General features: G+C 66.3%; 14 protein-coding genes. 7 read left to right on the forward strand and 7 right to left on the reverse strand.

The features are described 5' to 3' along the window. Positions 1–75: 75 nt before the first annotated feature. Positions 76–678 carry an Rv1733c family protein gene (locus tag QN239_RS15780; RefSeq protein WP_499011690.1) on the forward strand — a complete coding sequence of 201 codons (603 nt, stop codon included), beginning with the start codon at positions 76–78 and terminating at the stop codon, positions 676–678. Further along, positions 678–1,058 (forward strand): three-helix bundle dimerization domain-containing protein, encoded by a 381-nt coding sequence (locus QN239_RS15785; protein ID WP_499011692.1) that lies wholly within the window; start codon positions 678–680, stop codon positions 1,056–1,058. Before QN239_RS15780 ends, QN239_RS15785 begins: the two co-directional genes overlap by 1 nt. Before the next feature lie 112 nt (positions 1,059–1,170). Here QN239_RS15785 and QN239_RS15790 read toward each other — a convergent pair whose 3' ends face one another. The 3 genes from QN239_RS15790 to QN239_RS15800 form a co-directional block, all read right to left on the reverse strand. Beyond that, positions 1,171–2,046 (reverse strand): universal stress protein, encoded by an 876-nt coding sequence (locus QN239_RS15790; protein WP_499011693.1) that lies wholly within the window; start codon positions 2,044–2,046, stop codon positions 1,171–1,173. Positions 2,047–2,129: 83 nt separating this feature from the next. Continuing rightward, positions 2,130–4,472, reverse strand: coding sequence for a heavy metal translocating P-type ATPase (locus QN239_RS15795; RefSeq protein WP_499011694.1), 2,343 nt, complete (start codon positions 4,470–4,472; stop codon positions 2,130–2,132). Further along, complete coding sequence (locus tag QN239_RS15800; RefSeq protein WP_499011696.1) at positions 4,469–5,125, reverse strand: SRPBCC family protein; 657 nt, start codon at positions 5,123–5,125, stop codon at positions 4,469–4,471. The genes QN239_RS15795 and QN239_RS15800 overlap by 4 nt, the downstream gene beginning before the upstream one ends. A gap of 145 nt (positions 5,126–5,270) precedes the next feature. Here QN239_RS15800 and QN239_RS15805 point away from each other — a divergent pair, with 145 nt between their 5' ends. Next, positions 5,271–5,561: a dsRBD fold-containing protein gene (locus QN239_RS15805; RefSeq protein WP_267289028.1), complete on the forward strand. Its 291-nt coding sequence runs from the start codon at positions 5,271–5,273 to the stop codon at positions 5,559–5,561. Positions 5,562–5,577: 16 nt separating this feature from the next. Here QN239_RS15805 and QN239_RS15810 read toward each other — a convergent pair whose 3' ends face one another. From QN239_RS15810 to QN239_RS15825, 4 genes are all read right to left on the reverse strand, one after another. Next, the gene (locus QN239_RS15810) at positions 5,578–6,225 is read right to left on the reverse strand and encodes a response regulator (protein WP_499016813.1); all 648 of its coding nucleotides are present in this window, start codon (positions 6,223–6,225) and stop codon (positions 5,578–5,580) included. Positions 6,226–6,311: 86 nt separating this feature from the next. Then, positions 6,312–7,154 (reverse strand): universal stress protein, encoded by an 843-nt coding sequence (locus QN239_RS15815; RefSeq protein WP_499011698.1) that lies wholly within the window; start codon positions 7,152–7,154, stop codon positions 6,312–6,314. A 20-nt stretch (positions 7,155–7,174) separates the two neighbouring features. After that, a complete protein-coding gene (locus QN239_RS15820) occupies positions 7,175–7,456 on the reverse strand; it encodes a dsRBD fold-containing protein (protein WP_499011699.1) in 282 nt (93 codons plus the stop codon). Between the two features lie 28 nt (positions 7,457–7,484). Continuing rightward, positions 7,485–8,459, reverse strand: coding sequence for an Acg family FMN-binding oxidoreductase (locus tag QN239_RS15825; RefSeq protein WP_499011700.1), 975 nt, complete (start codon positions 8,457–8,459; stop codon positions 7,485–7,487). Positions 8,460–8,671: 212 nt separating this feature from the next. On the opposite strand from QN239_RS15825, the gene QN239_RS15830 reads away from it, so the two are divergent. The 4 genes from QN239_RS15830 to mgtA all read left to right on the forward strand — a co-directional run bounded on the left by QN239_RS15830 (position 8,672) and on the right by mgtA (position 14,899). After that, positions 8,672–10,153: a bifunctional aminoglycoside phosphotransferase/ATP-binding protein gene (locus QN239_RS15830; RefSeq protein ID WP_499011701.1), complete on the forward strand. Its 1,482-nt coding sequence runs from the start codon at positions 8,672–8,674 to the stop codon at positions 10,151–10,153. A 49-nt stretch (positions 10,154–10,202) separates the two neighbouring features. After that, complete coding sequence (locus QN239_RS15835; RefSeq protein WP_499011702.1) at positions 10,203–11,249, forward strand: zinc-dependent alcohol dehydrogenase family protein; 1,047 nt, start codon at positions 10,203–10,205, stop codon at positions 11,247–11,249. Between the two features lie 135 nt (positions 11,250–11,384). Further along, positions 11,385–12,272, forward strand: coding sequence for a universal stress protein (locus QN239_RS15840; RefSeq protein ID WP_499011704.1), 888 nt, complete (start codon positions 11,385–11,387; stop codon positions 12,270–12,272). Further along, a complete protein-coding gene (gene mgtA, locus QN239_RS15845) occupies positions 12,272–14,899 on the forward strand; it encodes a magnesium-translocating P-type ATPase (RefSeq protein ID WP_499011706.1) in 2,628 nt (875 codons plus the stop codon). Before QN239_RS15840 ends, mgtA begins: the two co-directional genes overlap by 1 nt. Positions 14,900–14,949: the final 50 nt, after the last annotated feature.

Below are 14,949 nucleotides of genomic sequence, written 5' to 3' on the forward strand. Positions count from 1 at the left end.
TTGGACCCTAAGAATTCCGGGTGGTTCGGCGCAAGCTGAAATCCTCAGTCAATCCGGCCGCGTGAGGAGCGGGACGTGGAGATCTACCCCATCGGCTTGGGCCGACGCAGCGGTGCTCTGTTGGCGAGCCGCAACCCGTTGGTACGAATGAGCGACCGAATCGAGGCCCTGACAACATTTCTCGCGCTGTCACTGGTCGTCCTGATGACACCCGTCGCGGGAGCCGTCGGCACTGCGGTACACGACTCGAACGCCCGCCTGTACGCCGAACAGGCGTTGACTCGGCACATCGTCTCGGCCACCGCCCAGACGGATACCGAGACCGTGGTGCAGCGCAATCAGCTCTCTTACGTCGTGCCGGCCCGCTGGACCGCCGCCGGGTCGGAGCACACCGGACTCGTGCCGTGGCCGTCGCCGGCCTCGCTCGGTGACAAGACCGATATCTGGGTGGATGCGCGCGGGGAGAACACCGTCGCGCCTACCCCGGTTCGTCAGGCGGCGGTGGATGCAGTCGGTATCGCGTTGTCTCTGTGGCTCGTCGTTGCCGGCGCTTCGGCCGGATTCGTCTGGGTGGTGCGGTGCCGGCTCGACCGGTCTCGGCACAGCGCGTGGGACCGGGAACTGGCCACGGTGGTCGGCGGCCACGGCGGTCGAGCCCCTCACCAGACCGACAACTGATGAACCTCAACGCAATCGGCTCCCGCGGGGCGCTGGCACCGATGGTGCAAGACGAGCTGGACCGCACGACGACGATGCTGGCGGTCAGATTTCCGGACTGCGGCCGCGACGAGATCGCATCGGTCGTGACGCGCACCTACCTGCGGCTGGCGGCAGGTGCGCGGATCACCACCCACCTGATACCCCTGACCCTCAACATCAGCCGTCGCATTCTGGCGCTGCGCACCGCGGTCGCGGGCTCAACCGACGTGGATGGTTTGTCCCGACGACAGGCGCTGAACACGGCCCCGGCACTCAAACTGGATCGCGGGCGCGCACCCGTCGGGTCGGCGGTTACCTCAGCAGTGCGGCCGTTGATGATCGCAAGATGCAGCCGGTGACAGCGGTACCACAATGAGCATGTGAAACTGCCCTGGTCTTGGTTGCCTCGTGCGGAAACCCAGGAGTGGACGACGGCGCTCAACGTCGATCCATGCGAGGTGCGCGCCGCACTCAATCCCGAACGACGATCACGGGTGCATCGGCCTGTTGTGCCACAGCAGAACTCACCGAGCCCAGCAACATCCCGGTGAAACCGCCGCGCCCGCGGCTACCGACGACCACCAGCTGCGCTTTCTGCGACTCTGCGGCCAGCCAATGCGCGGGCCGGTCGCATGGCAGTCTGCGGTGGACATCGACGTCCGGATACCGCTCCTGCCAACCGGCGAGGCGCTCGGCGAGCGTTTCATGCGCCTGCTCCTCATAGAGGTACCAGTCCATTTCGATGGCGGGGAAGACCGCGGTATCGCTCCACGCATGCACGGCCACCAGATCCACCCCACGCAACGAGGCCTCCTCGAACGCAAGTCCGGTCGCCGATTCGGAGGCAGGCGACCCATCGATTCCCACCAGGACGGGTGCGGTCGGGTCTGTCCGGTCCTCGGGATGAACCACCACGACCGGACAATGTGCGTGATGGAGCAGTGCGTTGCTGACAGAGCCGATCGCCAACCGCCCGTGTTTTCCGGCGCCGCGGATTCCGACCACCATCATCGCCGCATCCTTCGACTTGTCGATGAGGGCCGAGATCACCGGTGAGGGCACCGATTCCGTGCGCACAACCGGGGCATTCGACTCGGTGACACTGGCGTGAAAGGTCTTCTCCGCCTGTTCGAGGATCTGTTGGGAGGCCCCGTTCTGCCATTCGGCGATATCCAGTTGGGCCGTGGTGATGGGCCACGTGACGATCATCGGAGCAATGACGTGCATGATCGTGACCTCGGTGTGGCGCAGAGCGGCTTCATGGGCCGCCCAGGACACCGCCGCGTCGGACTCGGGGGAGCCGTCGACGGCGACCAGGATTCCGTATTTCTCTGCAAGCGGTGACATCTGGGTGCTCCTTCGGTGTGCGTCGGATGTCGTTGATACCACTCATCGTCAGGTTTTGCGTCCACGCTGACTAGGGCAGAAGGTCATTCACCGCCAGTTCGCTCCGGGGCGGCATCGGGCAACAGGCTGAAGTAGTTCTCCTCCTCCGCGACGAAATGCACGGCCAGCAGCTCGTCGAGTCCATAGAGGCAGGCGAGGAGATCCTCGCGTTGCGCCTCGTCGATCCCGCCCTTGGCTTCGGCGACGGTGGCGTGGGTGTGCAGCCGGCGGGCCAGGCTGTCAATCTCGGCGTGCATGCGGCTCATCGTCGCGGTGGCTTCCGGGCTGCCCAGCGGTGTCGCCAAGGCGGGATACAAATTGTGGTCCTCGGCGTGCTCGTGCGGCAGCAGCACGTGCTGCACGAAGGTGTCGGCACGTTGCACCAACGGCAATGCGGCCACGACGTTGCCGTCACAAAGCTGATGTGCGGCTGCGCGGAAAGCGCCGAGTTCGCCGCGCATCCGAACATGCTCGGCCGCAAACCTGCGGAGCAGATCCTCGGTGCCGGCGACCAGCGCCGGCGTGCCGATTCCTGGAGTCCGTAACGCGCGCAGAGCGTTGAGAATGACGGTGAGGTCGATCAACTCCTGCAGAAGAGCGCCGATCGTGGGCGGGAGAAGGCCGACCGCGGCGAAGGCCATCGCCACCAAAGACAGACCCATCCCGACTGTCGCGCTCTGCACGGCGAGGCGCCGGGAACGGCGAGCGATCAGCATGGCATCGGCCAAGCGGTCGATCCGGCCGGTCGCCAGGACGATATCGGCGGTCTCGGAACTCGCCGTCGACCCGTACCCACTGAGTGCGATACCGACATCCGCCGCGGCCAGTGCGGGCGCGTCGTTGACACCGTCGCCGACCATCGCGGTGACGGCCTTCTCCCGCTCCGCCTGCACTCCGGCGACCTTGTCGGCCGGGGTCTGGTCGGCACGCACCTGATCGAGCCCGAGCATGGCTGCGATGTGCTCGGCGGGAGCCGGCCGGTCTCCGGTGAGCATGACCATCCGGTTGATGCCGGCGGCGCGCAACCGGCGAAGTGTGCGCGGCGCGTCCACTCTCAACGGATCACTGAGCAGCACAGCGCCGATCAATCCGTCATCGACCGACACCCACGCGATGACGGCGCCGTCGAACGTCGCCCGGGTGAGCGCGGTACCGGCCCACTGCGGCGGGCTGGACGGAAGTTCATGATTTCCCACCCTCACGCGCATCCCGTCCACTGTTGCCGACGTGCCGATGCCGGCGACTTCGACGGCATCGGTGGGCACACTGATGGCTATCTGCCGGTCGCGGGCGGCGTCGACGATCGCGTGGGCGAGGACATGAGGAGAGAACCGGTCAGCGGAGGCGGCCAGGCGCAGAACCTCGGTCTGCGTCCACCCCGGGGCGGTCACGATATCGGTCCCGACGGGCCGGCCGGTGGTGATCGTGCCGGTCTTGTCCAGGACCAGGGTGGTCGCCTTTCCGAGATTCTCCAGTGCGCCACCGCTGCGGACGATGACACCGAGCCGGGCGGCCCGGGACAGACCGGAGACGATCGCCACCGGCGCGGCCAGGAGCAACGGACAGGGGGTGGCCACCACGAGCACCGCGACCGCGCGTTCGGCCGAACCGCTGAGCAGCCACGCCGCACCGGAGACGGTGAGCGTCAGAGGCAGGAACCACACGGCGAACCGGTCGGCGAGGCGCACCACCGGTGCGCTCTGCGCGGCGGCCTCCTGTGCCAACCGCACTATCTCGGCGTAGGTGCTGTCCTGCGCGGTCGCGGTCGCCTCGATCTCCACTGCGGCACCCGCATTGACGGCGCCGCTGCGTACCCCATCACCGGCCTGCCGCTCGGCGTACACGGACTCGCCGGTCAGCGCGGATTCATCGAATATCGCGGCCTCTGCGGCGATCAGCCCATCCACCGGCACGACCTCACCCGGACCGATGATCAGCCGGTCGCCGGGCTGAATCGCGTCCAACGGGACCGTCACGACCCCGTCGGTGTCGCATCTTCGCACCTCTCGCGGCATGCGATCGGACAGTGCGCGCAGGTCCCGGGTCGCACGGCGCTCGGCCGCGGAATCCAGCGCCCGGCCGGTGGCCAGCATGACGGCGATCAGCGCTCCGGCAAGGTGCTCGCCGACCGCCAGTGCACCGACAAGCGCCAGAACGGCGATGAGATCGGCTCCGAACCGGCGGTCCTTCATGGCGGCGGCCACCCACCAGAGGGCGGGCACCACAGCGATCAGAGTTCCAGCATTCCAGAGCATTTCGGCGGTGTGGTGCGCTCCCAGGGACCATGCCAGGCCGCCGCCGCCGAGAGCGCTCAACGTGGTGGCGAGAAGGAGGAAGGGCAGGATACGGCCGACTGGTGCCACCACGGTCTGCCGTGAAACGGTCACGACGAGGATGCCTCGACCACGGCGGAATGACGTTGCCGCTCCGCTCGGTGCTTGATGCCCAACAACATTCTCCTGGTCAACGCGGAGTGCAGGGGACCGGCCAGACTCAGCGCCACCACTTCAGCCGGGTGCCGCAGCCCTACCCGGGTGCGCACGAGCAGCCGGCAGCGGTCGTCCCATCGGGGCATCAGATGGATGGACCAGACGATGTCCCACGGGATGGCCGGTGGTGACCCGTGCAGCACGATCGCCTCCTGCGGGATCACCTTCGCCACAGGCAAGGTGACGCCGTCGCGTCGTCCCAGCCATCCGGGCGGGGCGAAACGCACCGTGTCCCCGGCGCTGAGGTTCTGCCATTCGGCATGGATGCGGTCAGCGCTGTGATGGTCGAGCCCACAGGCGTTCTCGACCGTGTCGTAGGTGTAGCAGCCGCCGCGGTCCTGACCGAGCTGTACCACCCACGGCCACACCTGCTCGACGGGCAGATCGATCCACACCCCCTCGGTGGTCTTGACCAGGGGTTCCCGCAACAGTTCATCGCCGGGCAGATTCATCGCACATTCGTCCTTGGTGGTGCCCCAGTTCCGCCAGTAGCGCTTTGCCCCGTAGAGCAGTACCGCCAGGGCCGCCACCCGCGTCGCGTCGATCTTCATGGTCCCACCATGCTCGTGCGCGCAAGCTGCAGATAGGGCCACTGGTCCCTCGTTACCGAGGAGATCGTCCTGAGGCCCGAAGTCGGATCGAAGTCGTGACTTCCGTCCCTAGCTCACCGTGGCGCCGATGTAGTCGGATGGGGCTATGAACGGAGCAGATGCCGGCACGCCGCGCGCGGACACCGGTGACGAATCCCTGCCGAGGACCGTGGAACTGGTCTTCGATCGGCACGGCGGATACACCAGAGCCGAGGCCCGACTGAGCTGGCGGGGCCGCACGACCGCCGGAGTCGGTTTCACCCGGTTGCGGTCGGGCGACCGGAGTCTCGCGGAAGTCGGTGACGAACTGGCGGTCGCTCGTGCGCTGGCCGATCTGGCCAACCGGCTGGAGAGTGTCACCGCCCGCGATATGGATCGTCTGCCGGGCACCCCGTGACCGCCGGAAACTTCCGTCAGGACTCCGGATGCCGCGGCCGCTGCAGCGTGGAGATGAATACTGCTGCCTGAGTACGACGTTCCATTCCCAGTTTGGTCAGCAGGCGTGACACGTAGTTCTTCACGGTCTTCTCGGCGAGGAACATCCTGGCGGCGATCTGCCTGTTGCTGAGCCCCTCCCCGAGCAGGTCCAGCAGTGTCCGTTCCTGATCGCTGAGGGTCGCCAGGGGATCGGACCGGCCGGCGGCTCCCCGTAACCTGGCCATCAGCGCACCGGCCGCGCGGTTGTCCAGCAGCGAGCGGCCGGCCCCGACCTCTTTGATCGCCCGCGCCAACTCCATTCCTTTGATGTCCTTGACGACGTAACCGCTGGCGCCGGCGAGGATCGCATCGAGCATCGCCTGGTCCGAGGTGAACGATGTCAGTATCAGGCAACTCAAACCGGGCTGTCGAGACAGCAGCTCTCGGCACAGTTCGATACCGTTGCCATCCGGCAGCCGCACGTCGAGCACGGCCACGTCGGGCTGTAGCGCGGGAATCGACGCCATCGCCTCTGCCACCGAACCCGCCTCACCGACGACCCGAAGGTCCGGATCGGCGCCGAGTAGGTCGATGAGCCCGCGCCGCACCAGTTCGTGGTCGTCGACGAGGAAGACGCGCAACACCCCGGCGTCATCCGGATCTTCCCTGGACGTGGTGCCGACCGTGACGGCCGGCGGGCGTCCCGGTGAGGGAGCGTGGCGGGTGGCGTTCACAATGCCGCCCGGGGTGGACAGACCAGAACCGAACACATGGTGTCGGTCAGGGTGGCATGCCCGGGTGACCCGATCAGGTCGTACAGACCGCCGCGCCGGGTACGGCCCACGACGAGGAGATCAACCGATGCGGCGTGCCGGCGCAGGTACGTGGTCGTACTGCCTTGCGCTGCAGCCATCTTGATGGTCAGTTCGGGGTACTTGCGCCGTAGCCAGTCAAGCTTGCGCTCGAGCCCGGCGCGGGTACGACGGTTTCCGGCCGCCCGGGCCTGGGTGTCGTGAATATCGGTGAATCGCGGTTGCCAGGTCGCCACGATGGACAGGGTGGCGTGTCTGCCCCGCGCTTCCGCGACCCCGTGCTCCAGAACCGCGGCGATATCGCATGAGTCGTCGATCTCGGCGACCACTCCCGTCCCGTCGAAGGCCGAGCTGTCGGGGCGGATGACGGCAACCGGACAGTGTGCCGCGCTGGTCAATTCGCCGATCCGGGCACCCAGGGAAACTCCGGGCGTGTGCTCCTGGCCGGTCGCCCCGACGCACAACATGAGTGCCGACGTGGAAGCCTCGATGAGCACCGCGGTCGGGTCGCCCTGCCGGATCTCCACTTCGATCTTGACAGGTGTCCGGCCCGCCTCGACCGCCACGACGCACTCGCGCACCGCGATCTCGGCAGCCGCCAGAGCTCCTGCAGCAGAGTCGGTATCGTCCACCACACACAACAGACGAAGCGGGACATCGTGTCGTATGGCCTCATCGACAGCCCAGACGGCTGCCGATACCGCCGCATGTGATCCGTCCACCCCGACGACCACCGGTCGCGACGGCAATCGTGTGTTCATGGTGGTTGTCTCCGCACCGATCAGCGGACCGATACCCGCTCGCCGGTCACCGACTCGATATCCGAGGCGGTGGCGGCATAGAGCTTTCCTGCGATATCCGACAATGCCCGGGCGATGGCGAGGTTCTCCTCGACCAGCTCGGGGAAGTGGTCATCCGGGTCGAGCGTCGTACGGCCTTTCCCGATCAGCTCCCCATCCTCCCAGGTCATTCTCGCGGTGGCATTGGTGCCGTTGTCGACCTCGTCGACGGTGATCTTCACGGTCAGGTGATCGAGATGTTTCTTGGAATGCTTGTGACTCATGGGTTTCCCTCTCGTATGAAGTACGTGCTCAATCGTTGATGGTGAGGACTTCGGCGAGCGGCCGTCGCGGGGTGGGTGGGGGCACCGGCTCGCCGGCCGGGGTTCGGCCCATCCTGATCAACACCTGGGGGAACTCGTGACCCGTCAGTGACCGGACCATCGTGGAGGAGGCCGCCACCTCGGTGAGGTGGGTCAGCGTGCACGTCGCCAGCCCGGCCATGGTCGCCGACAGGAGTGCTGCAGACAGTGCCTCGCCGCATCCGAGCAGATCCAGGTGGGTGTCGTCGTAGGTGGACAGCACGACGATCCGGGAGTGGTCTTCGGGTACCTCGTTGCGCTGCTCCTGATGGTGGGTGACGGGAAACCGACGTCCGAGGGCGACCCGGTCGGTCTCCGCCGCTGTGATCAGTGCGCTGTGTGGAATTCCCGCGGTGGGGTCGAATGACGAGGTCCACCAGTCCAATTCCGCATGATAGGCAGAGTCGTACAACCGCGCGTCCTCGGTCAGGGCCGCGGCTTTGACCAGGACCGGACGATCGTCGTCGTCGAGCACGTCGACGACCGCGGTATCGCCGACGACCCGGAGCAGTTCCGGTTCGAAGGAACTCCACTCCACAGGTGCGGCGAAGGGCAAACGGTCCGTTCTGCGCAGCCGAATCGCCTGTGCGCGGCGGCGGTGGCCCTCGGTCACGTAGTCCATGGGGGTGAAATGGATCGTCGCAAGATGTTTGTGGTCGTTCGGGTTCGGATAGCGGTCCACATTCGCCGTCCACCCCGCAGCTGCCATGGCGACGCGCAGGTGATCGAGGACCGCTCCACAACTGATCAGCGCCTGCCGACCAGAGGAATCGGTCCGCACCAGGCGGCTCGCGTCCAGGTGCAGTTCGAGCGCACCGGAATCGGCGATCCAGCGCCACGGCTGGCTGTTGTGGATCGACGGAGCTCGGCACGCCGACTGCACCGCGTCCTTGAGCACGCTGGTGGCCACTTTGGTCCGCTGCATGTTCGGGGTCCCTTCGGCATGGTGTGAAGACCCCTTGACCATCGCTCAACGTCACGTTGCGCAGAAGGGCCATTGGTCCCAGGATTTCGCCCCTGGCAGCAGCACGGCTCCGAACAGAGTCTTTGTGCTCTGGTGAATGAGGACCAATGGCGTCCCCCAGGGGACGGTCGACCGCTTCCGCCGAGGGTGTGCCGGCGGCGACCATTCTTGCCATGGACGAAGTACCCGGCTTGCCCGTCGATTCCGCGATGATCAGCCCTGCGGTCCACGAGACGCATACCGGGATCGTGGTGCTGGTGGGTGACCGTGCGTACAAGGCGAAGAAGCCGGTGGTCACCGATTTCCTCGACTTCAGCACACCACAGGCGCGAGAGCAGGTGTGTCAGCGCGAGGTCGCATTGAACCGGCGGTTGGCGCCATCGAGTTACCTGGGGGTCGCGCACCTGACCGGTCCGCAGGAAGGTCACGCCGAACCGGTCATCGTGATGCGGCGCCACCCCGATTCACGGTGCCTCGCCACGATGACCGCCGCCGGGTTACCCGTTACGGGTCACCTGGACCGGATCGCAGAGGTACTGGCAGGGTTCCACCGTCGAGCAGAGCGCGGCGACGTCATCGACCTGTCGGCGACCCCGGAGGCGGTTGCCGCGCGGTGGCAGGAGAATCTCACCGAGTTGCACCGCTACACCGCGGACATCCTGCCGGCCGATACCGTGGCAGCGGTCGGGCAGCTCGCCACCGAGTTCATGTCGAGAAGGTCTGCCCTGTTCGCCCGCCGCATCGAGGACCGTCGGATCGTCGACGGTCACGGCGACCTGCAGAGCTCCGATGTGTTCTGCCTGCCGGAGGGTCCGGCGCTCCTGGACTGCCTCGAGTTCGATGACCAGCTGCGGTATGTCGACGGCGTCGACGACGCCGCGTTTCTGGCGATGGATCTGGAGTTCCTGGGCCACAAGGACCTGGGCGATCACTTCCTGGACCAGTACTGCCGATTGGCCGATGATCAGGCGCCGCCCGGACTCAAGCACTTCTACATCGCCTACCGTGCGGTCGTGCGCGCCAAGGTGGATTGCATCTGCGTGCGACAGGGGCGCTCCGAGGCACGCGCGGACGCGCGCAGGCATCTCGCCATCGCGCTGGAGCATCTCAGCGCAGGTGCCGTCCGGCTCATCATCATCGGCGGGGGACCGGGCACCGGGAAATCGACACTGGCGCAGTCCCTCGCCCGGGAAATCGGCGCCCACGTGGTGTCGACCGACGATGTCCGCCGCGACCTGCAACGGAGCGGCCGCATCGGCGGAACCGCCGGCACCTTGCACGCCGGACTGTATGACCCCGCCAACGTCGACACGGTCTATACCGATGTGCTCCGACGAGCACAGGAGTTCCTGGCCGGAGGGCACACCGTCATCCTGGACGGCACCTGGCGAGACCGGAGACACCGCACCCTGGCACATGAAGTGGCCGCGAACTGTTCCGCACCGGTTCTCGAATTCGTCTGCACCACAACCCTTGACGATGCCAAGGCGCGTATCGCGACACGTGGTGAGACAGCCTCCGATGCCACCGCGGAGATGGCCGCCCCGCTGACGCCCGACCCTGAGGACTGGGTGGGCGCCCACCGCGTCGATACCAGCCGGTCGCTGCAGGAGAACATCGCGGAAGCGCGGGAGGTGTGCTGCGTCGCCATCTGACCGCCGTGAAACTCAACGCTGCATCTACTCATCCGGAAGGAATCCGCACATGAAAGGCCTCGTCTATCAAGGCCCCGGCCACCGTTCTTGGCAAGAAGTGCCCCATCCGCAGATCCAGCGCCCGGGCGACGCGATCGTCCGCGTGGACGCCGTGACCATCTGCGGGACCGACCTGCACATCTTGAAGGGCGATGTCCCGGAAGTGGCGACCGGCCGGATCCTGGGCCACGAAGCGGTCGGTACCGTCACCGCCGTCGGCACCGCGGTCGAGACGCTCGGCGTCGGAGATCGGGTCCTGGTCTCCTGCATCACCGCCTGCGGGAAATGTCGCTACTGCCGCGAAGCGCACTACGGGCAGTGCCTGGGTGGTGGTGGATGGATCCTCGGTCACCTGATCGACGGCACTCAGGCCGAGTACGTCCGGGTTCCCTTCGCGGACAACTCCACCCACAAAGTGCCCGCAGGGGTGAGCGACGAACAGATGGTCATGTTGGCCGACATCCTGCCCACGTCCTATGAAGTCGGTGTGTTGAACGGTGCCGTCCGCCCGGGGGATGTGGTGGCCATCGTCGGCGCCGGACCGATCGGCCTGGCCGCGATTCTCACGTCGCGCCTCTACAGCCCCCGCGCGATCGTGGCCATCGACGTCGCCGAGGCCAGATTGGACGCCGCCCGTGAGTTCGGCGCAGACACGGTGGTCAACGCCGATGCGGAATCGGCACGCGCGGTGATCGACCGATTGACCGACGGCCTCGGCGCGGACTGTGTGATGGAGGCGGTGGGAACTCCCGGCACTTTCGAGGACTCGGTGAGACTGGCCCGGGCGGGCGGCCATGTGGCGAACGTCGGTGTGCACGGCGCGCCCGCGACGCTGCACCTGGAAGACATCTGGATCAAAAACCTCACCATCACCACGGGATTGGTCGACACCTACTCCACGCCGACGTTGATCGACCTGGTCGCTCACGATCTGCTCGACACCGCCGCGATGATCACTCACCGGTTCACCTTCGATGAGTTCGAGGCGGCCTATGACGTGTTCAGTCGGCCGGCGGAGACGGGGGCGTTGAAGGTACTGCTCACGGTGGCGTCATGACGACGTCAGCAACATCGCCGAATATCGTGGCGGACGCCCCGGACAGGACGCGCCGTGTGGTTGCGGCCGCCGAACAGCGGATCCTGTTGGAATCGGCGCGGCGCCGCCCCGGCAACGAAATAGAAGGGACGGACCATGGTTGATTCGGCACGACCCATCGTGGTGGGTGTCGACGGGACGATCTCGGCACGGCACGCGGCGCGCTGGGCAGGCGCGCTCGCGGTGCGGTTGGGAGCGCGGCTGCACATCGTGCACGCCATGCCGTACTCCGGGCACAACCTCACCGACGCCATGGCCGCGTTCCAGGCGGCCTATATCGACGAGCAAAGGGAGGCCGCACATCCCATCCTCGCTGCGGTGTCCAGTGCGGTTCGGGAGAACCATCCTGATCTGGAGATCACCACAGAGGCGCTCACCGAGAACGTCGACACAGCCATGCAAGCGCTGAGTCGGCACGCGCGGATGCTGGTGCTCGGGTGCGATGAGCTGTCGCCCTCGGTCGCTCTACTCATCGGTTCACTCACGCTCCACCTCACTGCCCACGCCGAGTGCCCGGTGGTGGCGTGGCGTGGCGAATTACTCAGTCCGACAGCACAACCGATTGTCGTCGGGGTGGACGGCTCGAGCGATGGCGCCGTTGATCTGGCCTTCGAACTGGCCGCTGCGCTGGGCGCCCCGCTGTGGGCGGTGCACTCCTGGTCGATGCGCACCCCACCCGGGGAGGTGTCCATCCCGTTCTTGATCGATTGGGACGCCCTGGAGACACTTCAACGCGAGGAACTCGTCAATGCGGTGGAGCCCTACCGCCGCAAGTACCCCGATATCGAGGTCAGTCTTTTCGTGGATGCCGCCAAACCCCGCCGCGCACTCCTGCAGCGGCTGGGGGAGGCTCAGCTCGTCGTGGTGGGTAGCCGAGGCCGCAATCCGCTGGCCGCCACCGTGCTGGGATCCACCAGTCTCAACATGCTGCACCACTCGCCGGTTCCGGTGGCGGTCTGCCGGCCGAGGCCGGCAGACCTGTGATGGCGCCGGACCAGCTCACCAGGGAGTGGGCCGCCGCGGTGCCCGCCGAGGACGCATTCACCACACTCGGCAGTATGGCCACCGGTCTGACGTCCGAAGAAGCCCGGCTGCGGCTGGACCGCGACGGCCCCAACGCCGTACGCACCCACCGGGTCAGCGCGTGGGCCGTGCTGATGCGCCAATTGCGCAGCGCCCTGCTGCTGCTCCTGGCCGCCACCGCGGTCATGGCGTTCTTCCTCGGTGATCACACCCAGGCACTGATCATCGGGATCATCCTGATCGCCAGCATCGGGTTGAGTTTCGTCAACGAATACCGGGCCGAGCGTGCCACCGCGCAATTGCACTCGCAGGTACACCATTTCGCCCTGGTGTGTCGGGACGGTCAGTTCACCAAAGAGAGTGTCACCCATCTGGTGGTGGGCGATGTGATCCGGTTGACGCTGGGGGAGGTGGTACCCGCCGATATCCGTCTGGTGACGGTCCATGGACTGGAGTGCAACGAGAGCATCCTGTCCGGAGAATCCACTCCGGCCCAGAAAACTGCGCTGACCGTCGACGATGCGCGCAGCCTGCCCGATTGTTCCAACTTGGCCTTCATGGGCACCGTGGTCACCGCGGGCGACGCTGTGGGCATCGTCTATGCCACCGGGGAGCGCGCGCAGTTCGGCAGGCTTGCTATGGGATTGGGTGAACGTCAACCCGAGACCGACTTTCAGCAGGGCCTGCGAAAGTTCTCCTATCTCCTGCTGTGGGTGGCGCTGATCCTGACCGCCTTCATCCTCGGGATCAATGTGATGCTCGGACGCCCCCTGATCGACGCAGCGCTGTTCGCGTTGGCGATCGCCGTCGGCATCACCCCGCAATTGCTCCCCGCGGTGGTCAGTACCAGCCTGGCGACCGGTTCACGACGGTTGGCCCGTCAACATGTCCTCGTCAAACGTCTGGTCTGTATCGAGGACCTCGGCGATATCGATGTGCTGATCACGGACAAGACCGGGACACTCACCAACGGCCAGATCACCTACATCGACGCGGTCGACGCCACCGGCACCCACAGCGACGCGGTACTCAGGCTCGGACTGCTGGCCAGCGACCTGGAGACCGCAGGCGGGCAGAGTGCCAATCCGCTGGACGCCGCCCTCACCGCGGCCGTCGGCACCGTGACCATCGACAGCGCGCGGTGCGTGGCGGTACTTCCGTTCGATCACGCCCGGCGAGCGACATCCGCCTTGGTCGACGACCGGGGACAGCGCCGACTCGTGACCAAGGGTGCCCCCGAGCAGATCCTCCAGCATTGCGTCGCCGTGCCAGACGGTGCGCAGGCGACGTTGAACGCACTCTTCGACGAGGGGCGACGTGTCGTGGCAGTGGCGAGCCGACCAGCCCCTGACCTGACCGAGATCGACGCGGCCGACGAGGCAGACCTGACCTTGGACGGATTTCTGTGTTTCGCCGACGAGCCGAAACCCGCTGCAGCGCAATCCCTGCACGCTCTGGCAGAGCTGGGGATCGAGGTCAAGGTCGCCACCGGAGACAACCCGCGGGTTGCCGAGAAAGTGTGCGCTGAACTGGGTTTGCCGACAAAAGGGACCATCACCGGAGCCGAACTGGCGGTCCTCGGTCCTGACGACTACGCACGTGCCGTCCAGAACCACACCATCTTTGCCAGGATCTCACCCGAACAGAAGGCGGCGTTGATCGCCGAGGCCCGCCGCGTCGGACGGGCGGTGGGGTTCCTGGGCGACGGGGTCAACGATGCGCTGGCACTTCACGCTGCCGACGTCGGGATATCCGTCGATACTGCCAGCGATGTCGCCAAAGACGCGGCGGACGTGGTGCTGATGGAGAAGGACCTCGGTGTGCTGGCCGCCGGTGTGGCAGAAGGTCGACGCATCTTCGCCAACACCATCAAGTACGTCTTGATGGGCACCTCAAGCAATTTCGGCAACATGTTCAGTGCAGCCGCCGCCTCCTCGATCCTGCCGTTCCTGCCGATGCTGCCCAGCCAGATCCTGCTGAACAACCTGCTGTACGACAGTTCCCAGTTGGCCATCCCCACCGACCGGGTCGATCCCGAACAGCTGCGTGCTCCTTCACATTGGAACATCGCTTTCATCAGGCGGTTCATGCTCACGTTCGGTCCGGTCAGTTCCCTGTTCGACTTCTTGACCTTCGGCCTGATGCTCGGCGTGCTGCATGCCGCACCGCCGGAGTTTCGCACCGGTTGGTTCGTGGAGTCGCTGGCGACACAGACACTCATCATCTTCGCCATACGCACGCGCCGAATTCCCTTCACCCGCAGCCGGCCCGGTGGTCTGCTGACCCTGGCGACTGTGGCTGTGATCGCCCTGGGTATCGCCATCAGCTTCTGGGGTCCCGCCCGCAGCATGGGGTTCGCGCCGCTGCCCTGGCAGTTCTTCGCCGCGCTTGCGGGTATGGCGGGCGCCTACCTGGTGCTGGTCGAGATCACCAAATCGGTGTTCTACCGCGAGCCCGTCGGTGCACCGCCAGCCCGCACGCGCGGCGTGGACACGCGCATCCACCGCCGCGCCGCACGCTTCAGCCATCATGGCCGCCTGGTGACAAGGACTGACGTCCCGAGGTTGAGGACCAAAGCCCATAGCTGATCGCTTCGCCCACGCTTACCGTGTGTCGTATCGCGACATCACCCGTCCAG

Source organism: Mycolicibacterium sp. Y3 (assembly GCF_051188035.1).
Lineage (GTDB): Bacteria > Actinomycetota > Actinomycetes > Mycobacteriales > Mycobacteriaceae > Mycobacterium > Mycobacterium fluoranthenivorans.